Raw genomic sequence first — 24,263 nt, forward strand, 5'->3', positions numbered from 1 at the left:
TGTCAGACCGGAACGGGCTTCTTCGTCGGCAATTCGCTGCCGGTGGCTTGCGGATCGAGGTACTCGCCTTCCTCGATGATGCCGGCGGCACGATCCTGTTGCTCCAGTTGCAGCGCCTTGGGTACCGACAGCCAGTAGGCGAGGCCTACGGCGGTGAAGCCGGCGAGGATCTTGCCGATCAACACCGGCAGGATGATGGTCGGCTGGAAGTTGGCGGTGAAGGACAGGTGATCGCCCAGCAGGAAGGCCGCGCACACGCCGAAGGCGATATTCAGCACCTTGTCCTTCGGTGGCATGAAGCGCACCAGGCGGAACATGGCGAGGATGTTGGCGATGGTTGCCAGCATGCCGGCGCTGCCCACGGCGCTCAGGCCGACCTTGCTGCCCAGGGCCTCCAGCGGACCGCCGAAGTACTTGCGCAGCAGATAGACCATCGGGAAGGCACCGGCCAGCATGATGCCGATGTAGCCTGCGGTCTCCAGCGCACGGGTCTGGTCTTCGGCATCGGCGATGATCGGGTCGAAGCCCCAGCCGCCCAGGACGATGGTGAAAAAGCCGGTGAAGTATTCGACGATGGAAAACACCAGCACCAGCTTGATCAGCGCATCCATGCCGCGACCGAAGGCGATGAAGCCCTTGATCATCATGTCCGGCAGAAAGCGCAGGCCCAGAGCCAGGGCCACCACGAAGATGATGATCGGCAGCAGGTTGGCGAATACGCTGCCCAGCCCCATGGCCAGCTGGTAGGTGGCTTCGCCATTGGTGGCGACCACTTCACGCACCATGGGGTTGCTGAACACCAGGATGGCGCTGGCGATCATCACGCCGATGGGAATGGTCAGAATGCCGGACATGATGCCCAGCGCCATGTATTTGTGGTCACGCTTGTCGAGCATGGCCAGGCCCATGGGGATCGAGAAGACGATGGTCGCACCACCCATGAATCCGGTGATCAGCGCCATGATCAGTGCTGCCTTGCTTGCCGCCAGGGCCGATGCGAGGTGATAGCCGCCCATGTCCGAAGCGATGATCATGGTCGCCGCCAGTGCCGGATCGGCGCCCAGGGCGTCGAAGAAAGGCCCGAAGACGCTCTCGATCATCACGGTGAGGTAGGGGATGGAGGCCATGATCCCGGCCGCCGGGACGAAGATGTGCCCCGTGGCATGGATACCCTCCATGAACTCCTTACCGAGGCCTTTTTCACTGTCGCGGATGGCTGCGATAGCCCCCAGGACCGCGCAGAACATGATGACGTACAGGACGTAATTACCGATCTGATCCATTGCTATGCCCTTTTCTTATGGTTTTACCAGGCGTCAGAAGCCGGTGCGGGGCTGCCGCCGGGCAGGCCGCAACCGGCTTTGAGCTAATATCTGTGTTCTTCAGGGAAGGTTCGCCTCCCGCTGAAAGGATCACGGTGACCGTTGAGGGGCTGGTGCACGCAAGGCCAGCCCCCATCAGGTTTCAGGTTAGAAGAACCCGAGCGGGTTGATGTCGTAGCTGACGAGCAGGTTCTTGGTCTGCTGGTAATGATCGAGCATCATCTTGTGGGTTTCGCGGCCGACGCCGGATTTCTTGTAGCCACCGAACGCGGCATGCGCCGGATACAGGTGGTAGCAGTTGGTCCAGACGCGACCGGCCTTGATCCCGCGGCCCATGCGGTAGGCGCGGTTGATGTCGCGGGTCCAGACGCCGGCACCCAGACCGAACTCGGTGTCGTTGGCAATCGCCAGGGCTTCGGCCTCGTCCTTGAAGGTGGTCACGGCCACCACCGGCCCGAAGATCTCTTCCTGGAACACGCGCATCTTGTTGTGGCCCTTGATCAGGGTCGGCTGCACGTAGTAACCGGTCGACAGGCTGCCTTCCAGCTTCTCGGCGGCACCACCGGTGAGGATCTCGGCGCCTTCGCCGCGGGCGATATCCATGTAGGAGAGGATCTTGTCGAACTGCTGCTCGGACGCCTGGGCACCGACCATGGTCTCGGTATCCAGCGGGTTGCCGCGCTTGATCTGGGCGATCTTCTTCATCACCACTTCCATGAAGGGCTCGAAGATCGATTCTTGGATCACCGCACGTGACGGACAGGTGCAGACCTCACCCTGGTTGAAGAACGCCAGCACCATGCCTTCAGCGGCCTTCTCGATGAACTCGGGTTCGGCCTTCATGATGTCTTCGAAGAAGATGTTCGGGCTCTTGCCACCCAGCTCCACAGTGCTGGGGATGATGTTCTCGGCGGCGCACTTCATGATGTGCGAACCGACCGGAGTCGAGCCGGTGAAGGCGATCTTGGCGATGCGGGTGCTGGTGGTCAGCGCCTGACCAGCTTCACGGCCGAAGCCCTGCACGATGTTCAGCACGCCCGGTGGCAGCAGGTCACCAACCAGCTCGGCGAAGATGGTGATCGACAGCGGGGTCTGCTCGGCGGGCTTCAGTACCACGCAGTTGCCGGCAGCCAGCGCCGGAGCCAGTTTCCAGGCAGCCATCAGGAACGGGAAGTTCCACGGGATGATCTGCCCGACCACGCCCAGCGGCTCGTGGAAATGGTACGCGGCGGTGTGTTCGTTGATCTCCGCGGCGCTGCCTTCCTGGGCCCGCAGGCAACCGGCAAAGTAGCGGAAGTGGTCAGCCGCCAGTGGGATGTCGGCGTTCAGGGTTTCACGCACGGCCTTGCCGTTGTCCCAGGTTTCGGTGACGGCGAGTTTTTCCAGGTTGGCTTCGATGCGGTCGGCGATCTTCAGCAGGACCAGCGAGCGCTCCTGCACGGAGGTCTTGCCCCAGGCATCGGCGGCGGCATGGGCGGCGTCCAGGGCCTTGTCGATGTCCTCGGCGCCCGAGCGCGGGAATTCAGCGATGACTTCGCCGTTGACCGGCGAGGTGTTGACGAAATATTCACCCTTCACCGGAGCGACGAACTCGCCACCGATGTAGTTGCCGTAGCGAGGCTTGAAGGAAATTACGGCGCCTGCGGTACCGGGTTGGGCGTAGATCATGGGAATCCTCCGAAGGATAACTCTTGTAATAATTGATGCACTGGCTGAATCTCAGCGCGGCTCAGGTTGATCATGAGTCAGTTTCATGGGGTCAACTTGACCCGGACAAAGCTCTGCTGTCGTCTAGAGTCAACTTCGTGGTGAGATGTCGCAGGTCTCGGAGGCGTCCGGTCAGGCACGGCCCAGTGCGTTGTTCTGGCCGGAGGGTAGAAGCGGGCTTGGCGCCGCCCAGTAGTCGCGGTGTGTTTCTTGCTTCAAGTCGCGGAAAGTTAGGTGTGGAGGCATAGATGAGTTCCTTTTTCGATCAGTCAGATGCATCTGCCGGCCTGGCACTTGTCACCACGGGACAGAAACACGCAGGCGTCCTGGCGGCGGCTGCCAGTGGCCTTTGCGGCTTTATCGAGAGGCAGGGTGGCGATGCCGAGCGAGTGCTCGGTGTGTCTGGAATCGACCCGGACTTGTTGCAGCACCCGACGCTCAGCCTGGCGCTACCAAACTACTGCCAGGTACTGGAGGAGGCAGCACGGCAATCCGGCTGTGACAACTTCGGTCTCTACTATGGCCAGCAGTTCAAGCCACAGGCGTTGGGGTTGTTGGGCTATATCGGGCTGTGTTCGGCGACGGTGGAGCAGGCGCTGATCAACTTCGCCCGCGCCTTCCCGCTGCACCAGCGCAACAGCCTGATCCGTCTGGTCGATGACGGGGAGTGCTACCGCTTCGACTATCAGGTGCGGCACGGCGCCATCCTTTGCCGGCGGCAGGATGCCGAGCTGACTCTGGGCATGGCGCGCAACCTGATCCGCCATGTGTTGGGAAACCAGTGGGCGCCACGGGCAGTGCACTTTGAGCATCCGCGCCCGGCCGACTGGCACGAACACGGTAAGGTATTCGATGCACCGGTGTACTTCGAGCAGCCCTACAACTCGTTGCTGATCCCCAAGGTCGGTCTGAATCGAGCTATGCCGGGCAGCGATCCGGTCCTGCTGATGGTCATGCAGGACTCCCTACGCCAGCTGAGCCTGGCTGGACGCACTGAGCCGGACATCGTCGATGACGCGCGCGCGCAGATTCGTCAGCGCCTGCTATTGGGTGAGCCGGTGCTGGAGGATATTGCCGAGCAGATGGGTATGACCGCCTGGTCACTGCAACGGCGCTTGCGCGACCAGGGACTGAATTTCTCCACGCTGGTGGACAAGCAGCGGCAGGAGCTGGCGACCTATTACATGCGGCAGCGGCAGCTGCCCATCTCCGAGCTGGCGCCCTTGCTCGGTTATTCAGAAACCAGCGCGTTTTCCAGGGCGTTTCGCCGCTGGTTCGGGGTAAGCCCTCGTCAGTGGCGTCAACACAGCGATCTGGTCAATCACTAGTCCACTGTCCGGCTGGCGCGCGAAAAAGCAAAATGAGGCGCAAACGAAAAAGCCCTGAAAACTTTTCAGCTTTCAGGGCTTTTCAATATCGAAAGTGGCGGTGAGGGTGGGATTCGAACCCACGATACGATTTCTCGTATACACACTTTCCAGGCGTGCTCCTTCAACCGCTCGGACACCTCACCGGGTCTCAACGGGCGTGCTGTCCGTCGAGGCGCGCTAATGTAGCCGAACACTTTCCAGATGGCAAAAGTTTTTTGATTTTTCATGTGCTTAAGCGAAATGCGAGGGCGTTTTCCTGCGCTTTGAGGGCGGGCGAGACAGCCAAATCCGTGACTTGTGAGTCAGTCACAGCGCTTTACGCCGTGTGGTGTGCTGGGTAACGTCGGCCAACTTCTAAACAAGGAATCGAGTCATGAGCGATCTGGTTGCCTACCAACTTGAAGACGGCATCGCCACGCTGACGTTGAACAATGGCAAGGTCAATGCGCTGTCACCGGCAGTTTTCGAGGCGCTCAATGCGGCTCTGGATCGTGCCGAGCAGGACCGTGCGGTAGTGATCTTGACCGGCCAGCCGGGGATTCTGTCCGGCGGTTACGATCTCAAGGTGATGACCTCCAGTCCCGAGAACGCCATGGGGCTGGTTGCCACCGGCTCTACGTTCTCGCGCCGACTGCTCGCCCATCCGTTCCCGGTCATCGTGGCGTGCCCGGGCCATGCCATCGCCAAGGGTGCGTTTTTGCTGCTGTCGGTGGACTACCGCATCGGTGTCGAGGGCGCTTTCCATATCGGCCTCAATGAAGTGCAGATCGGCATGACCATGCACCACGCCGGTATCGAGTTGGCGCGTGATCGCCTGAGCAAGGCGGCCTTTCAGCGCTCGGTGATCAACGGTGAGATCTTCGACCCCCAAGGGGCGCTGGAAGCAGGCTTCCTGGACAAGGTGGTGGCACCGGAAGCGCTGACGGAGACCGCCCGAGCCGCAGCCCTGCAGCTGCAGAAGATCAATATGACGGCGCACAAGAACACCAAGCGCAAGGCGCGCAAGGGCCTGCTCGATGCGCTGGACGAAGCCATTGCGCTGGACCAGCAGCATTTCGGTTGAGATGACAGCGGTCGGGCAGAAGAGAATTTTCCTCCTGGCGCTCATTCCGAGCCCTCCTGCGTTTAAACTGCGCCTGGAACGCCCCGCCTGACGGTGGGGCGTTTCTTTTCCCATTCGCGCGTATTGCAGGAGAGCCTCATGTCCGCCCCGCACACCCCGGTAGAACGTTCCGATTTCGACCAGGTCATCGTTCCCACTTTCGCTCCAGCTGCCTTTATTCCGGTGCGCGGCGAGGGTTCGCGAGTATGGGATCAAAGCGGACGAGAGCTGATTGACCTGACTGGCGGTATCGCTGTGAACGTCTTGGGCCATGCCCATCCTGCACTGGTGCAGGCGCTCACCGAGCAGGCCGGTAAGCTGTGGCACATCTCCAATATCTTCACCAACGAGCCGGCGCTGCGCCTGGCGAAAAAGCTGGTGGATGCGACCTTTGCTGAGCGCGCGTTCTTCTGCAACTCGGGCGCCGAGGCCAACGAGGCGGCGTTCAAACTGGCGCGTCGTTATGCCCATGACGTCTTTGGCTCCGAGAAATACGAGATCATCTCGGCAGTGAACAGCTTCCACGGGCGCACGCTGTTCACCGTCACGGTGGGTGGGCAGCCAAAGTATTCCGATGGCTTCGGGCCGAAGATCGAAGGCATCAAGCATGTGCCTTACAACGATCTTGAGGCACTGAAGGCGGCAATCTCCGACAAGACCTGTGCCGTGGTACTGGAGCCGATCCAGGGCGAAAGCGGCGTGCTACCGGCCGAACAGGCTTATCTCGAAGGTGCGCGCAAGCTGTGTGACGAGCACGGTGCGCTGCTGATCTTCGACGAAGTGCAGACTGGCCTGGGCCGTACCGGCGAGCTGTTCGCTTATATGCATTACGGCGTCACGCCAGACATTCTCACCAACGCCAAGAGCCTCGGCGGTGGCTTCCCCATCGGCATGATGCTGACCACCGACAAGGTCGCCCAGCACTTCAGCGTCGGTACCCACGGCACCACCTTCGGCGGCAACCCGCTGGCCTGCGCAGTGGCGGAAACGGTGGTCGATATCGTCAATACCCCGGAAGTGCTTCAGGGCGTCCGGGATCGTCATGAGCGACTGAAAGCCGGTCTGTTGGAGCTGGGTGAGCGCTACGGTGTGTTCAGCCAGGTACGCGGCATGGGGCTGCTGATCGGCTGCGTGCTGAACGAGGCCTGGAAGGGGCGGGCCCGGGAAATCTTCGATGCCGCCGAGCAGGAAGCGCTGATGCTGTTGCAGGCCGGACCGGACGTCATCCGCCTGGCGCCGAGCCTGGTGATCGAGGAAGCCGATATCGTCGAAGGGCTGGCACGTTTCGAGCGCGCCCTGGCTAAGCTGACCAAGGCCTGATTTTTTTCAGGGCGGTTATGCCGCCCTCACTTCCAGACAGAGAGAACCTTTATGAGCGATGCGCTGCAACTGATCCTTGAAGACGTGGACGGCACCCAGCTGGAAACTTCCTGCACCCGTTTTGCCGTGATGTGGCAGGGGCGTGAGGTGTGGATTCAGCAGGTCGGCAACAATCAGCTGATGATCGGCGTCGACGTGGAGGATGGCGACACTGAATACGCCAACCTGCTGCTGCGCCCGCTGGCAACCAACCTGGTCAGCCTGGAATTGGAAATGGAGCCAATGGAAGCGGGCGACGAAGAGCATGTGCATGGCCCGGACTGCGACCACTGATACGGATGTAACGGCTGCGGCCTTGATGGCGCAGCCGTCGCATTAGGGCCTGCCGTTTCGGCGCGGTCGCGAACGAAACGGCAACGGCCTATGGCTGGTTCAGACACCTGCCGGTGGGTTCTCCAGCGAATCGTTACCGGTCACCGTCGCTGTGCCGGTTGCCGCTTGGGCGTTGGCCTTCATTTGCTGCTTATCGGCCTCCTGGGGTTCGGGCATGCGGCTTGAGCTGGCATTGGCAGCCGAGTGCTCGTTCATTTCGCAAAGAACCCGCTTGGCTTCGCAATGGCCACTGATGCCCCGAGCCAGAGCCAGGCCGCCCAAACCTAACTGCAAGATCCCTCCCAGGCCACCGCGCGCAAGGCCTTTTCCGAGAAAATACAGTCCGCCAGCAATGGAAGCTGCACGCTCCCAGCCGTGTACGTTGGGGGTCGAAGAGTTCTGTTTCATATTGTTTGCTCCAGCAGGATGAGCTCTGTTAGCCGTTGAAGAACTACCTGCTATGGATGACTGCTGCGGCTTGGGAGCGTTCCAGCCGCAGGTCGGAAGCGCTTATCAGGCATCCGTGAGCGCGAATACCTTGAGCAAAAAGGCGTATTCCAGTGCGGCATCCTTGAGCGCCTGGTAGCGACCACTCATGCCGCCGTGGCCGGCTTCGAGTTCGGTCTTGAGCAGCAGCAGGTTGTCATCGGTCTTGCTGGCGCGAAGCTTGGCGACCCATTTCGCCGCTTCCCAGTACTGGACACGGCTGTCGTTGTAGCCGGCCACGGCGAGAATCGCGGGATAGGCCTGCGCCTGCACGTTTTCATACGGCGCGTAAGCTTTGATTCGGGCATATACGTCCGGCTCGTTAGGGTTGCCCCATTCATCGTACTCGGTGACCGTCAGGGGCAGATCTTCGTCGAGCATTGTGTTCAGCACATCGACGAAGGGCACTTCGGCGATGGCGGCGCCGAACAGGTCCGGGCGCATATTGAGTACCGCGCCGATCAGCAGGCCGCCGGCGCTGCCGCCGCTAATGGCCAGGCGCTGTGGTGTGGTGTAGCCGTCGGCGATCAGCTTTTCTGCGCAAGCGATAAAGTCGCTGAAGGTGTTTGGTTTGTGCTCCAGCTTGCCGGCGCGATACCAGGCTTCGCCCAGGTCGCCGCCGCCGCGCACGTGGGCGATGGCGAAGATGAAGCCGCGATCTAGCAACGACAGCCGCGCGTGGGAAAACCAGGGGTCGAGGCTGTGGCCGTAAGCCCCGTAGCCGTAGAGGTAGAGCGGTGCGGCTGTGGCGAAGGTCTCGCGTCGGGCAACCAGACTGATGGGCACCTGTGTGCCGTCATTCGCAGTGGCCCAGATGCGCCGGCTTTCGTAGGCGTCTGCATCGAAGGGTCCTTCCACCGGAGTTTCCTTCAAGACCTCCTGCGCACCATCGGCAAGGCGCAACTGACGAATCTGCGCCGGGCGGTTGAGCGCCTCGTAGCGTAGGCGGATCACCGGGCTCTCGAATTCCAGGGTGTTCTGTACGTGCAGGCTGTAGGCCGCGTCTGGCAGCTGCAGCCGATAGGCCGCGCCACCCTGTGGTCTTACTTCGATGACCGGCAAGCCGGCTTCACGCAGGCTAAGGGTCAGCGCACTACTGTTGAGGCTGATGTCTTCAAGCATCACGGCATCATTGTGTGCCACCAGCTCCTGCCAGTTTTCACGTTGCGGGGCGTTTTCCGTTGCCAGGTACAGGGCGAAGTTAATGCCGCTCTGGTTGCTGCGCACGAACCAGCACCACTTGCCGTCCAGCTGACCGTGATCCGGATAGTACTCATGGTTTTCCTCGCGCGCGGCAAGGCAGGTCCAGGTGCCTTCAGGCTCATCGGCCGAAAGGACCCAGGCTTCGCTGGTGGTCTTGCTGTTGGACAGGATTACCAATTGACGCTCGGAGCTGGCACGGTAGCAATGCACGAAATAGCGGCCGTCGGGGTCGTGATAAACCGCTTCGCGATCTTCCGTGCCCAAGCGGTGACGATAGATCTTGTGCGGTCTGTGGGTATCGTCGAGCTCACCGAAGAACAGGGTCTGACTGTCGTTGGCCCAGACCATGCTGCCGTCACAATGATCGAAGGGCAGGGCAAGCACTTCGCCGCTGGCCAGGTCCTTGACGAACAGTCGGTAGATCTCGTCGCCCTGGGTATCGAGGCTGTAGGCCAGCTTGCTGTGATCCTGGCTGATGCTGAACGCGCCCAGGGAAAGAAAGCCGCCGGCGGCCAGCTGGTTGGGGTCGAGCAGCAGTTGCTCGGCGCTTTCGTCTACGCGCAATGAGCCGTCGGCAGGGCGCGGGCAGCGGTAGTGCCGCGCGTACTCGTCGCCGGCGGTGGTGCGCTGGTAATACAGCCACGGTCCCCAAGGGGAGGGCAGTGACAAGTCGGTCTCGCGAATCCTGCCCTTGATCTCCTGATACAGCGTTTCGCGCAATGCGCTCTGCTCGAGTAGCTGTTCCTCCACCCAGGCATTCTCCGCCTTCAAATGATCGAGTACTTCCGGCGCGTCGCGCTTCTCCAGCCATTTATAGGGATCTTGACCGTGGTCGACGCGGGCAATTGGGGCTGGCATGGAAACTCCTGGCAAAAATTGGTTTGGCCGACTGAAAGGCACAGTGTACAGGTGCCTGCACAGTTGTGATGGTGAGGGCGAGCGCGGGTTCAGCGGTCATATAGAGGCTATGAGGTGCGGTACATTCACGTAGCAGCCTGTGATTGACAAGATCTCGCTTTTCCATGAAGGTGTATTACCCAATCAAACGGGCGTATGAATCGAGCGTTTGCCATGCAAATGCCGTCTACCCTGATTATCGTGTCGGTGGGTGTCGGTGACGGTCATGAAGACCGGCGACGTGCGACACGTAACGTTCAGCTTCCATACCTGGAGATCAGTTGATGATTTACGAAGGTAAAGCCATCACGGTAAAGGCTCTTGAGAGTGGCATCGTCGAATTGAATTTCGACCTCAAGGGTGAGTCCGTCAACAAGTTCAATCGCCTCACCCTCAACGAACTGCGCCAAGCCGTCGACGCCATCAAGGCTGACGCTTCGGTCAAAGGCGTTGTCGTCACCAGCGGCAAGGATGTGTTCATCGTCGGCGCCGACATCACCGAGTTCGTCGAAAGCTTCAAGCTTCCGGACGAAGAGTTGGTCGCCGGCAACCTCGAAGCGAACAAGATCTTCAGTGATTTCGAAGACCTGGACGTTCCCACCGTCGTCGCCATCAACGGCATCGCCCTGGGTGGCGGCTTTGAAATGTGCCTGGCGGCTGACTATCGCATCATGTCCAGCAGCGCCAAGGTCGGTCTGCCAGAAGTGAAACTGGGCATCTACCCAGGCTTCGGCGGCACCGTGCGTCTGCCGCGCCTGATTGGTGTGGACAATGCCGTTGAGTGGATCGCCTCGGGCAAGGAAAACCGCGCTGAAGACGCGCTGAAGGTCCACGCCGTGGATGCCGTGGTTGCACCGGAAAAACTGCAGGAAGCTGCGCTGGATCTGGTCAAACGCGCCATTTCCGGTGAGCTGGACTTCAAGGCCAAGCGTCAGCCGAAGCTGGAAAAGCTCAAGCTCAACGCCATCGAGCAGATGATGTCGTTCGAGACTTCCAAGGCGTACGTGGCCGGCCAGGCAGGCCCGAACTATCCGGCGCCGGTCGAAGCCATCAAGACCATTCAGAAAGCCGCCAACTTCGGCCGTGACAAGGCCATCGAGGTTGAGGCCGCCGGCTTCGCCAAGCTGGCCAAGACTTCGGTAGCCGAAAGCCTTGTCGGTCTGTTCCTGAGTGACCAGGAGCTGAAGAAGAAGGCCAAGGCCTACGACAAGCAGGCCCGTGACGTGAAGCTGGCTGCGGTACTGGGTGCCGGCATCATGGGCGGCGGCATCGCCTACCAGTCGGCCATCAAGGGCACGCCGATCCTGATGAAGGATATCCGCGAGGAAGGCCTGAAGATGGGGCTGGATGAAGCCTCCAAGCTGCTCGGCAAGCGCGTCGAGAAGGGCCGCATGACCCCAGCGCAGATGGCCGATGCCCTCAATGCCATCCGCCCGACCACCTCCTACGGTGATTTTGGCAATGTCGACATCGTCGTCGAAGCCGTGGTCGAGAACCCGAAGATCAAGCAGTCGGTACTGGCTGAAGTCGAAGGCCTGGTGCGTGAAGATGCCATCATCGCGTCCAACACCTCGACCATTTCCATCAGTCTGCTGGCCCAGGCGCTCAAGCGTCCGGAAAACTTCTGCGGCATGCACTTCTTCAACCCGGTACACATGATGCCGCTGGTGGAAGTGATTCGTGGCGAGAAGACCAGCGAAGCCGCCATTGCCACCACCGTCGCCTACGCCAAGAAGATGGGCAAGAGCCCGGTCGTGGTCAACGACTGCCCTGGCTTCCTGGTCAACCGCGTGCTGTTCCCGTACTTCGGCGGCTTCGCCCGTGCCATCAACCACGGTGCCGATTTCGTTCGCGTCGACAAGGTGATGGAGAAGTTCGGTTGGCCCATGGGCCCGGCTTACCTGATGGACGTTGTTGGTATGGACACCGGCCACCACGGCCGTGACGTCATGGCCGAAGGCTTCCCGGATCGCATGAAGGACGATGGCCGCACGGCAATCGACGTCATGTACGACGCCAACCGCCTGGGTCAGAAGAACGGCAAGGGCTTCTACCTGTATGAGATGGACAAGAAGGGCAAGCCGAAGAAGGTCGTCGACCCGCAGTCCTACGAGCTGCTCAAGCCGATCGTCAGCGAGACGCGTGAGCTGTCCGACGAGGACATCATCAACTACATGATGATCCCGCTGTGCCTGGAAACCGTCCGCTGCCTGGAAGACAAGATCGTCGAAACCGCAGCCGAGGCCGACATGGGCCTGATCTACGGTATCGGTTTCCCACCCTTCCGTGGTGGTGCACTGCGCTACATCGATTCGATCGGTGTTGCCGAGTTCGTGGCGCTGGCGGACAAGTACGCCGACCTGGGCCCGTTGTATCAACCGACTGCGAAGCTGCGTGAAATGGCTGCCAACGGCCAGCGCTTCTACGGTTAATCGAGGGAATAGAGAATATGAGCCTTAATCCGAGAGACGTCGTCATTGTCGACTTCGGCCGTACCCCGATGGGTCGTTCCAAGGGCGGCATGCACCGCAACACCCGCGCTGAGACCATGTCTGCGCAACTGATCGAGGGCGTGCTTGCACGCAACCCGAAGATCAATCCGGCAGAAGTGGAAGATGTGATCTGGGGCTGCGTCAACCAGACCCTGGAGCAGGGCTGGAACATTGCCCGTATGGCTTCCCTGATGACCAGCATTCCCCACACCAGCGCGGCGCAGACTGTCAGCCGCCTGTGCGGTTCGTCCATGAGCGCGCTGCACACTGCCGCTCAGGCGATCATGACCGGTAACGGCGACATCTTTGTCATCGGTGGTGTCGAGCACATGGGCCACGTCAGCATGATGCACGGCGTGGATCCGAACCCGCAGCTGTCGCTGCACGCCGCCAAGGCGTCGGGCATGATGGGTCTGACCGCTGAAATGCTGGGCAAGATGCATGGCATCAGCCGCGAGCAGCAGGATGCCTTCGGTGAGCGTTCTCACCGTCTGGCGCACAAGGCGACCGTCGAAGGCCTGTTCAAGGATGAAATCATCCCGATGCAGGGTCACGACGAGAACGGTTTCCTCAAGGTCTTCGACTACGATGAAACCATTCGTCCGGATACCACCCTGGAGAGCCTGGCGACCCTCAAGCCTGCGTTCAACCCAAAAGGCGGTACCGTGACGGCTGGTACGTCCTCGCAGATCACCGATGGTGCCTCCTGCATGATCGTGATGTCTGCACAGCGCGCCAAGGATCTGGGCGTCGAGCCGATGGCCGTGATCCGCTCCATGGCGGTGGCTGGTGTCGACCCGGCGATCATGGGCTACGGCCCGGTGCCGTCCACGCAGAAGGCGCTCAAGCGCGCCGGTTTGACCATGGACGACATCAGCCACGTCGAACTGAACGAGGCCTTCGCTGCACAGGCTCTGCCGGTGCTCAAGGATCTCAAGCTGCTCGACAAGATGGACGAGAAGGTCAACCTGCACGGCGGTGCCATTGCTCTGGGGCATCCGTTCGGTTGCTCGGGAGCACGTATCTCCGGCACCCTGTTGAACGTCATGAAGCAGAAGGGCGGTACCCTCGGCGTGGCCACGATGTGTATCGGCCTAGGTCAAGGTATCACCACGGTGTTCGAACGCGTCTAAGCTGTTCGAGCGCGGTAAGGAAGCCGGGGCCTTGTGCCCCGGTTTTCATTTCATGGGTTAATAAATTGCTAGAGGCAGTCGATAAATGCAGGTGACACCAGGGCGTTACCGCCACTACAAGGGGCCCGAGTATCGGGTGTTCGCGGTGGCCCAACACTCCGAAACAGAAGAGTACATGGTGTTTTACCAGGCGCTCTACGGAGATTTCGGACTCTGGGTTCGGCCGCTTTCGATGTTCACCGAAACGGTCGAGGTCGACGGTGAGACCTTGCCTCGCTTCGCGCTGATCGAAGAAGAATCCAGCCTTTTTGCCGGCTTAGCCTGACGGCGTGCTTGCCCCTTGCGCTTGACCTTGCCTCGCTCGCCACTATATATAGCGGTGCTTTTGGGGCAGAGTGAATGCACTGCGGCCCGATCCGGCTTGTTACAAACTCCGCAGGACAGCCATGCTGGTCGCGGATGATGAATACCTTCGGGGCATGGAATGCCCTGTGCAGTGGATGAAAACACTGCTTCGCTTTATTCCGACAGTGCCGCCTTTCGACGCTGCGGAGCAAATCTTCTAAGTTCACCTCTCGATTCAGGAACTCTCCTCTCCATGGGTAAATCGCTGGTCATTGTGGAATCACCGGCCAAGGCCAAGACAATCAACAAGTACCTGGGCAGCCAGTACGTGGTGAAATCGAGCATCGGCCACATCCGCGACCTTCCTACCAGCGGTTCCGCTTCCAGGGAGCCGGCCAAGCGTGGCAAGGCGGCTGCCGAAGCGCCTGCGTTATCGCCCAAGGAGAAAGCCAAGCGTCAGCTCTTCAGCCGCATGGGCGTCGATCCCGAACAGGGCTGGAAAGCCAAGTACGAGATCCTGCCGGGCAAGGAAAAGGTGATCGAAGAGCTTCGCCGCCTGGCCAAGGAAGCCGACACCATCTATCTCGCGACCGACTTGGATAGAGAGGGGGAGGCGATCGCCTGGCACCTGCGCGAGTCCATCGGCGGCGATGACAGCCGCTTCAAGCGCGTGGTGTTCAACGAAATCACCAAGAAGGCGATTCAGGAGGCTTTCGCCAAGCCGGGCGAGCTGGATATCAACCGCGTCAACGCACAGCAGGCACGGCGCTTCCTTGACCGTGTGGTGGGCTACATGGTTTCGCCGCTGCTGTGGGCGAAGATCGCCCGTGGCCTTTCGGCCGGCCGCGTGCAGTCAGTGGCGGTAAAATTGGTGGTCGAGCGTGAGCGCGAGATCCGCGCCTTCGTGCCTGAAGAGTACTGGGAGGTCCACGCCGACCTCGCCACAGCCGACAAGGCCAAGGTTCGCTTCGAAGTTGCACGTGAAAACGGCCAGGCGTTCAAGCCGCTCAACGAGAGCCAGGCCATGGCCGCGCTGGAGCAGCTGCAAGGTGCCAGCTACAGCGTCAGCAAGCGTGAAGACAAGCCGACCAGCAGCAAGCCGTCTGCGCCCTTCATCACTTCGACCCTGCAGCAGGCGGCGAGCAATCGCCTCGGCTTCGGCGTGAAGAAGACCATGATGATGGCCCAGCGTCTTTACGAAGCCGGCTACATCACCTACATGCGTACCGACTCGACCAACCTGTCGGCTGATGCTATTGGCATGGTACGCGGTTTCATCCAGGACGAGTTCGGCGACAAGTACCTGCCGGAGAAGCCCAACGTCTATTCCAGCAAGGACGGCGCCCAGGAAGCGCACGAGGCGATTCGCCCCTCCGACGTTAATCTGCGCCCGGCGCAGCTCACGGGGATGGAGCGTGACGCCGAGCGTCTGTATGAGCTGATCTGGCGCCAGTTCGTTGCCTGTCAGATGCCGCCGGCGCAGTACCTTTCCACCAGTGTCACGGTGGTTGCAGGCAACTTCGAGCTGCGTGCCAAGGGCCGTATTCTCAAGTTCGACGGTTATACCAAAGTCATGCCGCAGCAGAGCAAGAGCGGCGAAGATGATGTGCTGCCGGAGATGAACAAGGGCGATGCCATGGGGCTGCTCAAGCTCGATCCGAGCCAGCATTTCACCAAGCCGCCAGCGCGCTACTCCGAGGCGAGCTTGGTCAAGGAAATGGAAAAGCGCGGTATCGGTCGTCCTTCTACCTATGCGGCGATCATTTCCACCATTCAGGATCGTGGCTACGTCTCGTTGCACAACCGCCGCTTCTACTCCGAAAAGATGGGCGATATCGTCACCGAGCGCTTGTCCGAGAGTTTCAACAACCTGATGGACTACGGCTTTACCGCCGGCATGGAAGAACACCTGGATGACGTCGCCCAGGGCGAGCGCGAGTGGAAAGCCGTGCTTGACGAGTTCTACGGTGACTTCCGCAAGAAGCTGGAAATTGCCGAGTCCGGTGAAAACGGCATGCGTGCCAACCAGCCGACCCTGACCGACATTCCCTGCAAGACCTGCGGCCGGCCGATGATGATTCGCACGGCTTCCACCGGGGTGTTCCTCGGCTGTTCCGGCTACAGCCTGCCGCCGAAGGAGCGTTGCAAGTCCACGGTAAACCTGATTCCGGGTGACGAAATCGCTGCCGATGACGAGGGCGAGTCCGAATCGCTGGTGCTGCTGGGCAAGCGCCGCTGTTCGATCTGCAGCACGGCCATGGACGCCTATCTGCTGGATGAGACGCACAAGCTGCATATCTGCGGCAACAACCCCGACTGCACCGGCTACGAGATCGAAGAAGGCCAGTACCGCATCAAGGGTTACGAAGGGCCGAGCCTGGAATGCGACAAGTGCGGCAGCGAGATGCAGCTCAAGACCGGTCGTTTTGGCAAGTTCTTCGGCTGCACCAATGCCGAGTGCAAGAACACTCGCAAGCTGCTCAAGAATGGTGAGGCGGCACCGCCGAAGATGGACGCGGTGCCGATGCCCGAACTCAAGTGCGAGAAGGTCGATGACACTTACGTGCTGCGTGATGGCGCCTCGGGTCTGTTTCTTGCGGCCAGCCAGTTCCCGAAGAATCGCGAAACCCGAGCGCCTCTGGTGCTGGAGCTGATTCCGCACAAGGACGAGATCGATCCCAAGTACCACTTCCTGATGGATGCGCCGAGCAAGGATCCGGAAGGCCGCCCTGCCGTCATCCGTTATAGCCGCAAGACCAAGGAGCAGTACGTGCAAACCGAGGTCAACGGCAAGCCGACGGGCTGGAAGGCTTTCTACGATGGCGGTAAGTGGAGAGTCGAGGACAAGAGCGCAAAATAGGCTGAAGCTGTAAGCGCAGGAGGCTGTGGGAGCGTGACGTCGCCCCTGCAGCCTCGCTGCCGTCCAGCAATGCTTTCCCTCAAGCTGCAAGCTGACCCACGAGGCCGTTGCCATGGCTCACGAGCGCTACACGCGAACCAATCAGAAACTCTACTTCGCTGGCCTGTCGCTGGAGAACTGGCAGCGGGCTGAAGCTCAGGATTCGCTCAGCTCGCCTGGGTTGGTTCAGGCGGAGCGCGAGTCGAGCCTCTTTCATCTCTATGGTGCCTTGCTTGGCCTCTGTCACGAAATTGCTGGTTACTATCGTTTGCCGGGGGCCAATGCGACACGCGTCGAGTTTTTCCTGACGCGCTCGCCGCAGGATTCTGCAGTCAGCCCGGAGCTGGCAGAGCTTTTCGAACTCTCGGAGCAGTCCGGTTCCTGGGTTGCCGATTTGCTTGCGGCTTACGCAGCCTTGTTCGAGCCTCCCCGTGAACCGGTGAAGCCCAAGACCGACCCGCGCCTGCCCTTGATCACGGCGGTCGGGATGGATGAGGGGGTGCTGCCAGTGTCGCTTGAGCAGGTACAGGGCTGGCGACAGCAGCTTAAAACCCTGGCCTTGCGCTTCCGTGAATCCCTTACCGAATGGTAATGAGCGTTTAGGTGCGGCTTCTGGTCCAGAAAACCAGAACGATGCCACCCAAGATTGCCAGTCCGCTGATCAGCAGTCGGCTGGTCAGGGCCTCGCCCAGCCACATGCTGCCTGCCAGGACGGTCAGTAACGGCACGCTGAGCTGGATACTGGCGGCCTGGGTAGACGCCAGGCGTGGTACCACTGCATACCAGAGTGCATAGCCCACCCCTGAGGTAAGCCCGCCGGACAGCAGGGCGAGAAGCACGCCGTCCTGGTCCCATCCCTGTGCGGGCAGTGTCAGAAGGCATAAAGCAGCCCCCATCGGCACCGCGCGGATGAAGTTGCCGGCGGTCGCAGCCAGCGGGTCGCCAATACCGCGGCCCAAGAGTGAATAGGCGCCCCAGGCAACGCCAGAGATAATCATCAGAAGTGCAGCAGCGAATGCCGGAGCGTTGGCGTCGGGCAGCAGCAAGCTAATCAGGCCGACAAGTGCCAGAGCTGAACCCAGCGCCTGCAAGGGCGAAAGCCTTTCGCCTTTGAATATTCCCCACGCAATCATGCTCAGCTGAACTGCGGCGAACAGCAGCAGCGCCCCCGCGCCGGCATCAAGCTTTACATAGGCCCATGAAAAAGCTGCAGCATAGAGAAACAGCGCAAACGCCCCGGCCCAGCTGCCGGTGGGCTTGGAAGGTGCTCGCCGCAAACGCAGCAGCAGCCACAGGATGATCGCACCGGCCAGCAGGCGCAGCGCAGTAAAGCTAGCAGGGTCGATACCGGTATCACGCAACGCGACGCGGCAGAGCAACGAGTTGCCGGCAAAAGCCAGCATCGCCAAAGCGATCAGTAACAGGGTGCGAGCGGTCATTCGCGAAAAAAATCCTTGCAGGGGACCACCACACGGCGGTGTGGCGTTGTGATGCTAGCGCAGTCGCGAGAAGCCGCGCTGAATACTAAAGATTGTTGTCGGCTGCCGGTGATCCGGCAGAGCAGCAAATGCCACTGGTTTCTACCCGGTCGGCCAAGGGCTGTTTGCCGGGCAGTCGGCTGATACAATGCGCGCCTTTCACGGGGAGCAGACTCATGCCAACGTCTTTTCTGGAAATCGTCGAGCTACCCGACGGCAGCATAGTGCTGCGTCGTGCTGAAGACGAAGGGGTGCTGGTGACATTGGATTTTTCCGATGACGCAAAGGTGTTCCTGCAAGGGCAGCACGTTGAAATCGCCAAGGCGATGTTCACCGTAGGCGTGCAAATGGCCGGGCAGATGGCAGAGGGGGAGTTAGTGCAGGAAGAAGTAGCGCACGTTCTGCACTGATTACTGGAGCACTTAACTTAGAGCGCGAAACGCCGAGATTCTGAGAGCTGGCACATCCCTGTGCCGTGTTGCTCAGCTGCCCAGGCGTATATTCAGGCTTTGTGTACGGCCCAGCTCGGCAGCGGCGCTCAATTTCAACCGGCTGCTGCGGTCGAGCCTTGTAAACCAGGTGATCACCGTATGGCTGCAGCCTGACATCAGTGCCTTGCAAGCAAGATCCAGTGCGTTTTGGGGCTCGCATGCGGGCAGCAGCAGGATGCGGTCGCGATTGAGGCTGCTTTCACGCAGCCAGTTTTGGGATAGCGATGGGGGCGGTGCGATCAGGGTCAGCCAGCGGATATCTGCCGCTTCGCTGAGTTCGCGCAGAATGGGTGCGAGCAATAGGCGGCAATGCTCGTGGCTGCCACTCAGAGTCATCTCGCTGAGACGCTCCTGCGAAGCCTGAGCCGGAACCCGTGCGATATCCGCAAAAGGTGCCAGGTTGCGGGCGATGAGCCCTTCGAACAGGGAAAGTTGAGGGGGTGTGCTGGCCGTGGTTTGGTACTGCATAAACCTCTCCTTGGCAGGTCGCTTGCAACCTGCGCTGCCTATATTTTCAGCGGCGTATGACGCCGACGCTCAAACCTTCGATAACCAGTTCCTGCTGTTCCAAGTCGACCTCAATTGGGGCGAACTCGGGGTTTTCGGCCAATAGCCAGACTTTCTTTCCTTCGCGCTTGAAGCGCTTGACCGTCACTTCGTCGTCGATGCGTGCAACGACGATCTGACCGTTGCGGGCTTCGCGGGTGGTGTGTACGGCCAGCAGGTCGCCATCGTAGATCCCGACATCCTTCATGCTCATGCCGCGAACACGCAGCAGGTAGTCAGCGCTGGGATTGAAAAATGCGGGGTTGATCTGGCAGGACTCTTCGATATGTTGCTGAGCCAGGATGGGCGCGCCGGCGGCGACGCGACCAATGATTGGCAGGCCGCTTTCCTCTGTGGCCGGCTCAAAGCCTGGAATACGTATCCCGCGCGAGGCGCCGGGCGTCATCTCAATAGCGCCTTTCTTGTTCAGCGCTTTGAGGTGCTCTTCGGCGGCGTTTGGTGATTTGAAGCCCAGTTCCTGCGCAATCTCCGCGCGCGTCGGCGGGTAGCCATTTTCTTCCAGGCAGCGCTTGATGAAGGCTAGGATTTCCGACTGGCGTGGGGTCAGCTTGATCATGGCGGTCTCTGTTCTTTTATACAGTGACTGGGATTATATACAGTGATCTGGGCTTGGCAATCGTTCTTTCCGCGTTGTCTGTTGGCGGCTAATAGCCGCCGGTGACCGAATAGTCAGTTGACTTGTCAGCGCTTGAAACGTAAGTTTCAAACAGGTGTTTGTCTTTTGGAGGGGGCATGGCGCAGTCGGAAACAGTGGAGCGGATTCTTGATGCAGCGGAACAGCTGTTCGCGGAGAAAGGCTTCGCCGAGACATCGCTTCGCCTGATTACCAGCAAGGCCGGAGTCAATCTGGCGGCGGTCAACTATCACTTCGGCTCGAAGAAGGCGCTTATCCAGGCGGTTTTTTCGCGTTTCCTTGGTCCGTTCTGCGCGAGTCTGGAGCGTGAGCTGGATAGGCGCGAAGCACAGGCCGAGCGCAAAGAAAGCCTCGAAGAGCTATTGGAGATCCTGGTTGAGCAGGCGCTGGCGGTGAAGCCTCGCAGTGGCGACGACCTGTCCATCTTTATGCGTCTGTTGGGGCTGTCGTTCAGTCAGAGTCAGGGACACCTGCGCCGCTATCTGGACGACATGTACGGCAAGGTATTCCGCCGCTATATGATGCGAGTGCACGAGGCGGCACCTTCGATTCCTCCGATCGAACTCTTTTGGCGGGTACATTTCATGCTGGGTGCAGCGGCGTTCAGCATGTCCGGCATCAAGGCGCTGCGTGCCATTGCCGAGAATGATTTCGGGGCCAGGACTTCCATCGAACAGGTCATGCGGATGATGGTGCCGTTTCTGGCAGCAGGCATGCGTGCCGACTCGGGTGTGGATGACGAGGCGCTGGCTCAGGCGCATCCCATTGTGAGGCGCAATGCCCTGGCGATGACCCCCAAGGCTTGAGACGAGCAGACGATTTCTACGCCTTGCCAGGGTGCACGGGCAGGCATGGAGCGGTAAGCTGACGGCCATGCCCGATCTCGATCTGCTACATATATCCATCGCCGACCAACTGCTATACGGCTTCACTGCCGGCCAGCTGTGCGTACGTCTGCCAGTTTCCACTGCATTGAATGGCGCCGGAGAGCGCAACGGCTCCGGCTGCACGCCGCGTGGGCGCCATCGGGTGCGGGCACGGATTGGCGACGGTCTGCCTAGCGGTGCAGTGCTGCGCGGGCGCCGCTGGACCGGCGAAGTCTGGAGCTCCGAGCTGCATGCGCAGTTTCCCGGCCGTGACTGGATCCTGACCCGAATTCTCTGGCTCAGTGGCTGCGAGCGCGGCTACAACCGGTTGGGTGAGGTCGATACTTTTCGGCGCTATATCTATCTGCATGGCACTCCTGATTCGGAACCCATGGGTGTGCCGCTTTCACATGGTTGCATCAGACTGCGCAACGACGACTTGCTGGCGCTTTTTCCTCGTGTACCGGTGGGTTGTGCGGTGCAGATAGAGGAACGGGCCTGTCCAGACTGGTCGAGCGCCATATTGAATTAAGGACTGCTCCCTATCATGCAAGGCTCATTGATGCTGGATATCGCCGGCACCTGGCTGACCGCCGAGGATCGGAAACTGCTGCGCCAACCGGAAGTCGGTGGGCTTATTCTGTTCGCGCGCAATATCGAGCACCCGCGCCAAGTGCTTGAGCTGTGCAGGGCCATCCGTGCGGTGCGTCCCGACATGCTGCTGGCGGTCGACCAGGAAGGCGGCCGTGTGCAGCGGCTGCGGCGCGACTTCATCCGGCTTCCGGCGATGCGTGAAATTGCGCGGCACGCTGAGGCTGAACGGTTGGCGGAGACCTGCGGTTGGGTGATGGCCACCGAGGTTCGCGCCGTAGGATTGGACTTCAGCTTTGCACCGGTGCTCGATCTTGATCACCAGCGCAGTGCAGTGGTCGGTACGCGGGCGTTCGAGGGTGATCCGCTGCGCGCGGCCGATCTGGCCGGCGCCTTCATGAAGGGCATGCGCGCGGCGGGCATGGCCGCCACCGGAAAACATTTTCCGGGCCATGGTTGGGCCGAGGCCGATTCCCATGTGGCAATCCCGGTGGACGAACGCAGTCTGGACCAATTGCGAGCAGCTGATCTGGTGCCGTTCATGCGTTTGAGTCGCCAGCTTGATGCGGTGATGCCTGCGCATGTCATCTATTCAGACGTCGATAAACAGCCCGCCGGATTTTCGCGGCGGTGGCTGCAGGACATCCTGCGCCGCGAGCTGGGATTTACCGGCGTCATCTTCAGCGACGACCTGTCCATGGCCGGTGCCCATGTTGCGGGAGACGCGGCAGACCGCATCCAGGCGGCGCTCTCGGCCGGTTGCGACATGGGTCTGGTGTGTAATGACCGCGCCGCTGCCGAACTGGCGCTGGTCGCCCTGCAGAAGCTCAAGGTGACGCCTTCACCAGCGCTGCAAAGCATGCGTGGTGGCTTCGACGTGACGCCGGAGTACAAGCAGGACCCGCGCTGGCAGGCATCCATCTCTGCCCTGAAAACCGCAGAACTGATCGACTGACAGGAACAGATCATGACTGTCTACGCCATCATCGGCGGCACTGGCCTGACCGAGCTCAGCGGTTTCGTCCTGCATAAAAGGTCGGCGCTGCAGACGCCTTACGGTTCGCCTTCAGCCGACATTCTGCAAGGCGAGTATGCCGGCCGGAAGGTGCTTTTCCTTGCTCGCCATGGTCATCCGCACCGGATTCCGCCTCATCAGATCAACTATCGCGCCAATCTCTGGGCGCTGAAGCAGGCCGGCGCGCAGGCGATCGTCGCGGTAAATGCGGTAGGCGGTATCCACTCGGCCATGGGCAGCGGCCATCTATGCGTACCGCATCAAATCATCGATTACACCTATGGCCGCGAGCACACCTTTTTCGAAGGCGATATCGAGCATGTCACCCATGTCGATTTCAGCTATCCCTATGACGAGAGGCTGCGGCAGCGTCTGATTGCCGGTCTGGTGGCCGAGGGATATCCGTTCAGCAGTAGCGGCGTATACGGCTGCACGCAGGGTCCGCGCCTGGAAACGGTGGCTGAGATAGCGCGGATGGAACGCGATGGCTGCGACATTGTGGGCATGACCGGGATGCCGGAGGCTGTGCTGGCGCGTGAACTTGATCTGCCGTATGTGTGTCTGGCATTAGTAGTCAATCCGGCGGCGGGCAAGGGAGCCGGCATCATCACCATGGACGAGATTGAGGCTGCACTGGCCGAGGGTATCGTCAAGGTGCGTGCTGTGCTGGCGCGTCTGCTGATCTGATAAAGCCTGTCAGGAATGCGTAACGCAAGTGTGCGATATTCGCGTACTAGCGCGTTGCAGACGGTCTGGCGCTTGCTACACTGGGCCGTCCTTTGGAGTACCGGAATGCTTTGCCAGGAACGCACGATAAAAATATTTAGAATGATGGCGTTGCTCAGCCTTCTGTCCGCTCTGTCGGGTTGCTCGACCTGGTTGGGCAGTGATTTCAAAAATCCGCAAGTGGAGCTGGCCAAGGTCGAGATCATCAAGGCACGCCTGCTCGAGCAGCAGTTCATGCTGCGTTTCCGTATCGATAACCCCAACGACCATAGCCTGCCCGTGCGTGGCATGCGCTATAACGTTCACCTCAATGACGTCCAGCTCGCCAGCGGCGAAACCGGTGGTTGGCTGACCGTGCCGGCGAACAGCTTCGATTATTACGAGGTGCCGGTGAACACCAATCTCTGGCGTCACATGAAGTACATCGTACGCTTGCTTGAAAAGCCTGATCGCCCAATCGCCTACCGGCTCGATGGCGAGCTTAAAGTCGGTATGTGGGGCGGGCGCAGAGTGCATATTTCCCAGAATGGCGAGATAATTCCCGGCACCCTCATTCCGGAGTAGCGACTCGATGAACAACGAAACTCATGTACATGGTCCCGACTGCAATCACGACCACGATCATCATGATCATGGCCACGGGCATGTTCATGGCCCGCACTGCAATCATAGTCATGACCCGGTGCGCAATCCGCTGAAGGACGTCGGGCGCAATGACCCGTGCCCGTGCGGCAGCCAGAAGAAATTCAAGAAGTGCCACGGAGCCTGATCCGTCTATGACGCCGGTCGCTGCAGGATTGCTGCTTGTCGGTGCTCTGTTGATCGCCGCGCTGGCAGGTTATGCACTGCATTTGTGGCGGCGGGTCTGGCGCAAGGAGCGTCAGCAGGCAGTGCGACAGGCTGAAGCTCAGGCTCGTCAGCACGCGGACCTCGCAGCCGATTTGCGTATCCTCGCCAGTAGCCTGCTGGATGAGCAGGTGCCGCTGATCGAAGGTGCCATCCGCATCAAGGTGTTGCTCGATAATTACGACACCAATCTGAGCCAGGACCCCCGCTGCGAGGTCTTTCAGGCACTTTATGACGCCACTGCCCAGATACCGACTCACGGCGCCTGGAAGGCCTTGGACAAGACCGAGCGGCGCCGTCATGAGGCGCATTTCAGCGCCCTTGAGCTGCAGTACAAGGCCGCTGCTCGACGTTCGGCGCGCTGGCTGCTGGACGAGGCGTTGACGCCGGCTGCCGCCTGA

At 60.4% G+C, this 24,263-nt stretch carries 24 protein-coding genes and 1 tRNA gene; 17 read left to right on the forward strand and 8 right to left on the reverse strand.

The window, feature by feature from the left end:
- Positions 1–2: 2 nt before the first annotated feature.
- Entirely contained in the window at positions 3–1,283 is a 1,281-nt protein-coding gene (gene eutH / locus BN1079_RS01550; RefSeq protein ID WP_052114400.1) for an ethanolamine utilization protein EutH, read from the reverse strand.
- A 186-nt stretch (positions 1,284–1,469) separates the two neighbouring features.
- Positions 1,470–2,990, reverse strand: coding sequence for an acetaldehyde dehydrogenase ExaC (gene exaC, locus BN1079_RS01555; RefSeq protein WP_037021823.1), 1,521 nt, complete (start codon positions 2,988–2,990; stop codon positions 1,470–1,472).
- Positions 2,991–3,277: 287 nt separating this feature from the next.
- Between exaC and qhpR the strand changes: the two genes are divergently transcribed.
- The gene (gene qhpR, locus BN1079_RS01560) at positions 3,278–4,357 is read left to right on the forward strand and encodes an AraC-like transcriptional regulator QhpR (protein ID WP_037021824.1); all 1,080 of its coding nucleotides are present in this window, start codon (positions 3,278–3,280) and stop codon (positions 4,355–4,357) included.
- A gap of 95 nt (positions 4,358–4,452) precedes the next feature.
- Here qhpR and BN1079_RS01565 read toward each other — a convergent pair.
- Positions 4,453–4,542: transfer RNA gene (locus BN1079_RS01565), tRNA-Ser, on the reverse strand.
- 230 nt (positions 4,543–4,772) lie between these two features.
- On the opposite strand from BN1079_RS01565, the gene BN1079_RS01570 reads away from it, so the two are divergent.
- The 3 genes from BN1079_RS01570 (at position 4,773) to BN1079_RS01580 (ending at position 7,154) form a co-directional block, all read left to right on the forward strand.
- Positions 4,773–5,462: a crotonase/enoyl-CoA hydratase family protein gene (locus tag BN1079_RS01570; protein WP_037021827.1), complete on the forward strand. Its 690-nt coding sequence runs from the start codon at positions 4,773–4,775 to the stop codon at positions 5,460–5,462.
- Positions 5,463–5,600: 138 nt separating this feature from the next.
- Entirely contained in the window at positions 5,601–6,821 is a 1,221-nt protein-coding gene (locus BN1079_RS01575) for an aspartate aminotransferase family protein (protein WP_037021829.1), read from the forward strand.
- 51 nt (positions 6,822–6,872) lie between these two features.
- Entirely contained in the window at positions 6,873–7,154 is a 282-nt protein-coding gene (locus BN1079_RS01580) for a hypothetical protein (protein WP_037021830.1), read from the forward strand.
- A 99-nt stretch (positions 7,155–7,253) separates the two neighbouring features.
- Here BN1079_RS01580 and BN1079_RS01585 read toward each other — a convergent pair whose 3' ends face one another.
- Entirely contained in the window at positions 7,254–7,601 is a 348-nt protein-coding gene (locus tag BN1079_RS01585) for a YgaP-like transmembrane domain (RefSeq protein ID WP_037021831.1), read from the reverse strand.
- Between the two features lie 105 nt (positions 7,602–7,706).
- Complete coding sequence (locus BN1079_RS01590; RefSeq protein ID WP_037021832.1) at positions 7,707–9,740, reverse strand: S9 family peptidase; 2,034 nt, start codon at positions 9,738–9,740, stop codon at positions 7,707–7,709.
- Positions 9,741–10,063: 323 nt separating this feature from the next.
- On the opposite strand from BN1079_RS01590, the gene fadB reads away from it, so the two are divergent.
- From fadB to BN1079_RS01615, 5 genes are all read left to right on the forward strand, one after another.
- The gene (fadB, locus tag BN1079_RS01595) at positions 10,064–12,211 is read left to right on the forward strand and encodes a fatty acid oxidation complex subunit alpha FadB (protein WP_037021833.1); all 2,148 of its coding nucleotides are present in this window, start codon (positions 10,064–10,066) and stop codon (positions 12,209–12,211) included.
- 17 nt (positions 12,212–12,228) lie between these two features.
- Entirely contained in the window at positions 12,229–13,404 is a 1,176-nt protein-coding gene (fadA, locus tag BN1079_RS01600) for an acetyl-CoA C-acyltransferase FadA (protein ID WP_037021836.1), read from the forward strand.
- A gap of 85 nt (positions 13,405–13,489) precedes the next feature.
- Entirely contained in the window at positions 13,490–13,729 is a 240-nt protein-coding gene (locus tag BN1079_RS01605; protein ID WP_037021837.1) for a DUF1653 domain-containing protein, read from the forward strand.
- Positions 13,730–14,002: 273 nt separating this feature from the next.
- Entirely contained in the window at positions 14,003–16,609 is a 2,607-nt protein-coding gene (topA, locus tag BN1079_RS01610) for a type I DNA topoisomerase (RefSeq protein WP_037021839.1), read from the forward strand.
- 112 nt (positions 16,610–16,721) lie between these two features.
- Positions 16,722–17,240, forward strand: coding sequence for a DUF6586 family protein (locus tag BN1079_RS01615; RefSeq protein ID WP_037021841.1), 519 nt, complete (start codon positions 16,722–16,724; stop codon positions 17,238–17,240).
- 7 nt (positions 17,241–17,247) lie between these two features.
- Here BN1079_RS01615 and BN1079_RS01620 read toward each other — a convergent pair whose 3' ends face one another.
- Positions 17,248–18,087, reverse strand: a complete 840-nt coding sequence (locus BN1079_RS01620) for a DMT family transporter (protein WP_037021843.1) — start codon at positions 18,085–18,087, stop codon at positions 17,248–17,250.
- 215 nt (positions 18,088–18,302) lie between these two features.
- Here BN1079_RS01620 and BN1079_RS01625 point away from each other — a divergent pair, with 215 nt between their 5' ends.
- On the forward strand, positions 18,303–18,536 hold the full coding sequence (locus tag BN1079_RS01625; protein WP_037021845.1) for a hypothetical protein: 234 nt from the start codon (positions 18,303–18,305) through the stop codon (positions 18,534–18,536).
- Between the two features lie 72 nt (positions 18,537–18,608).
- Here the strand turns inward: BN1079_RS01625 and sulA are convergent, their stop codons facing one another.
- Positions 18,609–19,085 (reverse strand): SOS-induced cell division inhibitor SulA, encoded by a 477-nt coding sequence (sulA, locus tag BN1079_RS01630; RefSeq protein ID WP_037021846.1) that lies wholly within the window; start codon positions 19,083–19,085, stop codon positions 18,609–18,611.
- 46 nt (positions 19,086–19,131) lie between these two features.
- Positions 19,132–19,740 carry a transcriptional repressor LexA gene (lexA, locus tag BN1079_RS01635; protein WP_037021848.1) on the reverse strand — a complete coding sequence of 203 codons (609 nt, stop codon included), beginning with the start codon at positions 19,738–19,740 and terminating at the stop codon, positions 19,132–19,134.
- A gap of 176 nt (positions 19,741–19,916) precedes the next feature.
- Between lexA and BN1079_RS01640 the strand changes: the two genes are divergently transcribed.
- The 7 genes from BN1079_RS01640 to BN1079_RS01670 all read left to right on the forward strand — a co-directional run bounded on the left by BN1079_RS01640 (position 19,917) and on the right by BN1079_RS01670 (position 24,263).
- Positions 19,917–20,624 (forward strand): TetR/AcrR family transcriptional regulator, encoded by a 708-nt coding sequence (locus tag BN1079_RS01640; protein ID WP_037021850.1) that lies wholly within the window; start codon positions 19,917–19,919, stop codon positions 20,622–20,624.
- 67 nt (positions 20,625–20,691) lie between these two features.
- The gene (locus tag BN1079_RS01645) at positions 20,692–21,216 is read left to right on the forward strand and encodes a L,D-transpeptidase (protein WP_037021852.1); all 525 of its coding nucleotides are present in this window, start codon (positions 20,692–20,694) and stop codon (positions 21,214–21,216) included.
- A gap of 15 nt (positions 21,217–21,231) precedes the next feature.
- Entirely contained in the window at positions 21,232–22,230 is a 999-nt protein-coding gene (gene nagZ / locus BN1079_RS01650) for a beta-N-acetylhexosaminidase (RefSeq protein ID WP_037021854.1), read from the forward strand.
- Between the two features lie 12 nt (positions 22,231–22,242).
- On the forward strand, positions 22,243–22,977 hold the full coding sequence (locus BN1079_RS01655; protein WP_037021856.1) for an S-methyl-5'-thioinosine phosphorylase: 735 nt from the start codon (positions 22,243–22,245) through the stop codon (positions 22,975–22,977).
- A 105-nt stretch (positions 22,978–23,082) separates the two neighbouring features.
- Positions 23,083–23,580: an LEA/WHy family protein gene (locus tag BN1079_RS01660; RefSeq protein ID WP_037021857.1), complete on the forward strand. Its 498-nt coding sequence runs from the start codon at positions 23,083–23,085 to the stop codon at positions 23,578–23,580.
- A gap of 7 nt (positions 23,581–23,587) precedes the next feature.
- Complete coding sequence (locus BN1079_RS17200; RefSeq protein WP_037021859.1) at positions 23,588–23,785, forward strand: SEC-C metal-binding domain-containing protein; 198 nt, start codon at positions 23,588–23,590, stop codon at positions 23,783–23,785.
- A gap of 7 nt (positions 23,786–23,792) precedes the next feature.
- Positions 23,793–24,263: a DUF2489 domain-containing protein gene (locus BN1079_RS01670; protein WP_037021860.1), complete on the forward strand. Its 471-nt coding sequence runs from the start codon at positions 23,793–23,795 to the stop codon at positions 24,261–24,263.

Source organism: Pseudomonas saudiphocaensis, assembly GCF_000756775.1.
Taxonomy (GTDB): domain Bacteria; phylum Pseudomonadota; class Gammaproteobacteria; order Pseudomonadales; family Pseudomonadaceae; genus Stutzerimonas; species Stutzerimonas saudiphocaensis.

Excerpts from the sequence above, each read along its gene's own strand:
- eutH (WP_052114400.1), bottom strand. The coding sequence starts at position 1,283 with ATGGATCAGATCGGTAATTACGTCCTGTACGTCATCATGTTCTGCGCG.
- exaC (WP_037021823.1), bottom strand. The coding sequence starts at position 2,990 with ATGATCTACGCCCAACCCGGTACCGCAGGCGCCGTAATTTCCTTCAAG.
- qhpR (WP_037021824.1), top strand. The coding sequence starts at position 3,278 with ATGAGTTCCTTTTTCGATCAGTCAGATGCATCTGCCGGCCTGGCACTT.
- BN1079_RS01570 (WP_037021827.1), top strand. The coding sequence starts at position 4,773 with ATGAGCGATCTGGTTGCCTACCAACTTGAAGACGGCATCGCCACGCTG.
- BN1079_RS01575 (WP_037021829.1), top strand. The coding sequence starts at position 5,601 with ATGTCCGCCCCGCACACCCCGGTAGAACGTTCCGATTTCGACCAGGTC.
- BN1079_RS01580 (WP_037021830.1), top strand. The coding sequence starts at position 6,873 with ATGAGCGATGCGCTGCAACTGATCCTTGAAGACGTGGACGGCACCCAG.
- BN1079_RS01585 (WP_037021831.1), bottom strand. The coding sequence starts at position 7,601 with ATGAAACAGAACTCTTCGACCCCCAACGTACACGGCTGGGAGCGTGCA.
- BN1079_RS01590 (WP_037021832.1), bottom strand. The coding sequence starts at position 9,740 with ATGCCAGCCCCAATTGCCCGCGTCGACCACGGTCAAGATCCCTATAAA.
- fadB (WP_037021833.1), top strand. The coding sequence starts at position 10,064 with ATGATTTACGAAGGTAAAGCCATCACGGTAAAGGCTCTTGAGAGTGGC.
- fadA (WP_037021836.1), top strand. The coding sequence starts at position 12,229 with ATGAGCCTTAATCCGAGAGACGTCGTCATTGTCGACTTCGGCCGTACC.
- BN1079_RS01605 (WP_037021837.1), top strand. The coding sequence starts at position 13,490 with ATGCAGGTGACACCAGGGCGTTACCGCCACTACAAGGGGCCCGAGTAT.
- topA (WP_037021839.1), top strand. The coding sequence starts at position 14,003 with ATGGGTAAATCGCTGGTCATTGTGGAATCACCGGCCAAGGCCAAGACA.
- BN1079_RS01615 (WP_037021841.1), top strand. The coding sequence starts at position 16,722 with ATGGCTCACGAGCGCTACACGCGAACCAATCAGAAACTCTACTTCGCT.
- BN1079_RS01620 (WP_037021843.1), bottom strand. The coding sequence starts at position 18,087 with ATGACCGCTCGCACCCTGTTACTGATCGCTTTGGCGATGCTGGCTTTT.
- BN1079_RS01625 (WP_037021845.1), top strand. The coding sequence starts at position 18,303 with ATGCCAACGTCTTTTCTGGAAATCGTCGAGCTACCCGACGGCAGCATA.
- sulA (WP_037021846.1), bottom strand. The coding sequence starts at position 19,085 with ATGCAGTACCAAACCACGGCCAGCACACCCCCTCAACTTTCCCTGTTC.
- lexA (WP_037021848.1), bottom strand. The coding sequence starts at position 19,740 with ATGATCAAGCTGACCCCACGCCAGTCGGAAATCCTAGCCTTCATCAAG.
- BN1079_RS01640 (WP_037021850.1), top strand. The coding sequence starts at position 19,917 with ATGGCGCAGTCGGAAACAGTGGAGCGGATTCTTGATGCAGCGGAACAG.
- BN1079_RS01645 (WP_037021852.1), top strand. The coding sequence starts at position 20,692 with ATGCCCGATCTCGATCTGCTACATATATCCATCGCCGACCAACTGCTA.
- nagZ (WP_037021854.1), top strand. The coding sequence starts at position 21,232 with ATGCAAGGCTCATTGATGCTGGATATCGCCGGCACCTGGCTGACCGCC.
- BN1079_RS01655 (WP_037021856.1), top strand. The coding sequence starts at position 22,243 with ATGACTGTCTACGCCATCATCGGCGGCACTGGCCTGACCGAGCTCAGC.
- BN1079_RS01660 (WP_037021857.1), top strand. The coding sequence starts at position 23,083 with ATGCTTTGCCAGGAACGCACGATAAAAATATTTAGAATGATGGCGTTG.
- BN1079_RS17200 (WP_037021859.1), top strand. The coding sequence starts at position 23,588 with ATGAACAACGAAACTCATGTACATGGTCCCGACTGCAATCACGACCAC.
- BN1079_RS01670 (WP_037021860.1), top strand. The coding sequence starts at position 23,793 with ATGACGCCGGTCGCTGCAGGATTGCTGCTTGTCGGTGCTCTGTTGATC.